The sequence below is a fragment of the Mucilaginibacter sp. P4_E8 genome, assembly GCF_056401495.1.
Map to the genome: position 1 here is coordinate 1 of NZ_JBFUJG010000345.1, position 1,819 is coordinate 1,819.

The following is a 1,819-nucleotide window of genomic DNA, read 5'->3' on the forward strand; positions in this document are numbered from 1 at the left end:
CAGTAATATTTTATTTTCGGTTAAGTTTTGGCTGGAACGCTAAGACCGACTAAATTATAGCAATAGTAATGCGATAAACCTATATTAAATTAAATTTGCTATCTTTTTTACATGAAGGTTTAATATGAAGAATAAAATTGTACGCATTAAAGATATTGCCGAAAAAGCAAAAGTTTCAACCGGTACAGTTGATAGGGTGCTGCATAAACGAGGGCGGGTATCAAAAAAAGTAGAAGAGAAAATACTGAAGATTATTGAAGAGATGGATTATGAACCAAACCTTATGGCAAGGGCTTTGGGTTCAAACAAAATATATCAAATTGCCGCATTAATACCCAACCATAAAAGTGATTCATATTGGTATGCTCCTAAAGCAGGAATTGAAAAAGCTGAGAAAGATTTGAAGCAATATGGCATTGTTGTTCAGCAATATGTATTTGACCCTTATGATGTAGAATCGTTTATAACTAATGCCAGTAAGTTAACCAATGATAACCCCGATGGTATAATTTTATCACCTATATTCTATCGGGAAACCTTGCCGTTTTTTGAGAAATGGAAAGAGGCCGAAATTCCGTTTGTATTGTTTAATACCCAAATTGCCGAGTGCGAACCATTAAGCTATATTGGGCAGGACTCTTACCAGAGTGGTTTTTTGGCGGGCAAGCTTATTCATTACGGCCAGCCTGAGCCTTGCTCTGTTTTAATAGCACATATTGATGAAGAGATAAGTAATGCCGCTCACCTTTTAAAAAAAGAACAGGGATTTCGTAATTATTTTTCGCAAAATAACCTGGAGCACCAGTATAAAATTTTACGGATTGAATTAAACAGGGCAAATGCTGCTTTGTTTATAACACAGTTGGATGCCATTATTGATAGCACACCAGATATGGCCAGTGTTTTTGTAACAACGTCTAAAGCCCATGAAATTGCGAAACATTTAGAGCAGCGCCATATAAAGCATATCAAAATAATAGGATATGATTTATTGCCTCCCAATTTGTATTTCCTGAATAAAGGCGCAATTAGTTTTTTGATTAATCAAAACCCAAAGGGCCAGGGTTACTGGGGCATTTATCAGCTAACCGATTACCTGGTGTTCAAAAAAGAAGTCCCTATTATTAAATATCTTCCATTGGATATAGTTACCAAAGAAAACGTGAACTATTATATAGATGACGAGGACACTGTTTATTTAGATATTTGATTGTTTGCAAACTTCCAGGCGGCGTTTCCACGCATTTTATCCATAATGAATTTGTTGCTGGCAATCAATTCACTATGGATTTGTTTCTTAATATCCCTTTTTTTCGATAAAACCAATTGTTACTTTAATCAAGTAGCAGTAGGTAAGTCCACGTAAATCGCTTTTCACATTTTTGATAGTTGATTGTTAAATAAGTGGCTGCCCCCCGGAGTTTAAAATAGCCTGTTGTATCTATTAATGCAAAGTTTCTGCTCTTCCCGGCGCAATGTAAATTCAATTTAGGGTAGTTACATAAACAACCTGATCCTGAAGTTATTTTCATAAAAATTACAAAAGTGTGTGCGAGCACATAAATATTTTTATATTTGTATATGGGTTTGTATAATATATTAATGTGTGCGTATACATTAATAACTGAAATTCGGTACAACCCACTACGCAGCGTAGTCCTCGCCTGGGATTTAAGTATGCTAAGCTATTGGAGCGTTTACGCGATATGGATTTTTGAGAAATAATTTAAAAACGAACAAAAAAGAAAAAATGTCTTATAACATAGCCGAAGTAGCTGCTAATTTTTGTATTGAAGGAAACGTTGGGATTATTATACCG

Annotated in this window: 1 protein-coding gene; it reads left to right on the forward strand. The window is 34.9% G+C overall.

Translation table 11 applies throughout. The features are described from left to right. The first annotated feature begins 124 nt into the window (after positions 1-124). On the forward strand, positions 125-1,210 hold the full coding sequence (locus AC1DRQ_RS31220) for a substrate-binding domain-containing protein (RefSeq protein WP_477429980.1): 1,086 nt from the start codon (positions 125-127) through the stop codon (positions 1,208-1,210). Positions 1,211-1,819 lie beyond the last annotated feature (609 nt).